The organism is Streptomyces sp. NPDC029216, from assembly GCF_040648015.1.
Classification (GTDB): domain Bacteria; phylum Actinomycetota; class Actinomycetes; order Streptomycetales; family Streptomycetaceae; genus Streptomyces.
Map to the genome: position 1 here is coordinate 1 of NZ_JBEZWL010000312.1, position 1,457 is coordinate 1,457.

A 1,457-nucleotide genomic window follows, 5' to 3' on the forward strand; every position below is an offset into this window, starting at 1 on the left:
GGGGGGGCCCCTATAATAGCCCCGCCCCCCGCCTTGGCGGGGGTGGGCCCCCGGGGCCCCCCCCCCCACCCCCGGCCCCACCCGACAGACCCCCATCCACTCCTCAGGCACGACGTTCTCTGAACGGAGAAACCCCCATGTTCACGATCCCCTTCCAGCGTCCGCTCATCCTGGCCGCGGCCTCCCTGGCCCTCGTCACCGGCACCGCCTGCGCCGCGCAGGCAGCGGTGGCCCACACCCCCACCAGCGCCCAGGTCACGGCCCTCCAGGCCTCGAACTGCGGCCTCGGCGGATTCGGCGGCGCGGGCGGCGAGGGCGGCAAGGGCGGCGAGGGCGGCAAGGGCGGTCAGCCCGGTCAGCCGGGCGAGCCCGGCAAGGCCGGCGGGACGGCCTGCCTCGGCTTCGCCGACCTGCCCGACAAGCCCAAGTCGGAGCTGACGGTGGTGGACAGGGTGCGCATCGTGCTCACGGTGATGGCCGCCGACGACTCCAAGGACATGAAGGCCAAGATCGCCGACAAGTACAAGATCACCACCGAGCAGATCGACACCTGGAAGAAGCAGTACCTCGACGGGGACTGGTTCGCCCTGATGAGCGGCGCCGCGAGCTGATCCGGCGAGGCGGCGAGCGGAGACGGAAAGGCTCCCGGGCGCCCCGGCCCGAAAAGGCCGGGGCGCCCCGCGCATCCGCACTTCCCCGCACATCCGAAACGAAGTCCCACCCGTAGTGGAATCAATTCCAGGCAAGGAAGAAATGCCATGCGCGTACGTTCTTGGAAGCTGCGTCTCGGTCTCGTCGTCTCGACCGCTCTGCTCGGTGCCGGCGCCCTCGCACCCGTCGCCTCCGCCGCTCCCGCGGCCCCGTCGGGCCAGATGGCACAGGTCCTCACCGGAAACCACGGCTCCGGATCCGGCAACCCGCTCGGCAAGCTCTTCGGCGGCGGCAACGGCGGCGGCAACGGCGGCGGTCACGGATCCGGCCTCGGCGCCGGGGGAGTGAAGGTCGGCAACGGCAGCGTCCGCGTCGGCGACAACGTCTGCGCCGGCCGCTGCAACGGAACGGTCAACGGAACCAACGGCAGCAACGGCGGCGTCTGCGCCGGCCTCTGCAACGGCAGCGCCAACGGAGGCAACGGCACCGACGGCACGAACGGCGGCAACGGCACCAACGGCGGCAAGGGCGGCGTCTGCGCCGGCGTCTGCAACGGCAGCTCTAACGGCGGCAACGGCGGCAACGGCGGCAACGCCCCGGCCGGGGGCGACGGCGGCGACGGAGGCCGCGGCGGCGACGGCGGCATCTGCGTCGGCGTCGGCTGCGAGACCAGCGGGGCCGGCGGCCGCGGCGGCAACGGCGGCTCCGACTGACCCCCCCGCCCCCCCCCCCCCCCCCCCCCCCCGCGGGCCCCGGGCCCCCCCCCCCCGCCCCCCCCGGGCGGGGGGGCGGCCCCGCCCCCCCCC

General features: G+C 74.8%; 2 protein-coding genes. Both read left to right on the forward strand.

Annotation, left to right across the window (positions count from 1 at the left end):
* The first annotated feature begins 137 nt into the window (after positions 1 to 137).
* Positions 138 to 611 (forward strand): hypothetical protein, encoded by a 474-nt coding sequence (locus AB0F18_RS39255; protein ID WP_362070343.1) that lies wholly within the window; start codon positions 138 to 140, stop codon positions 609 to 611.
* 147 nt (positions 612 to 758) lie between these two features.
* Positions 759 to 1,364 (forward strand): hypothetical protein, encoded by a 606-nt coding sequence (locus AB0F18_RS39260; protein ID WP_362070346.1) that lies wholly within the window; start codon positions 759 to 761, stop codon positions 1,362 to 1,364.
* Positions 1,365 to 1,457: the final 93 nt, after the last annotated feature.

Excerpts from the sequence above, each read along its gene's own strand:
- AB0F18_RS39255 (WP_362070343.1), top strand. The coding sequence starts at position 138 with ATGTTCACGATCCCCTTCCAGCGTCCGCTCATCCTGGCCGCGGCCTCC.
- AB0F18_RS39260 (WP_362070346.1), top strand. The coding sequence starts at position 759 with ATGCGCGTACGTTCTTGGAAGCTGCGTCTCGGTCTCGTCGTCTCGACC.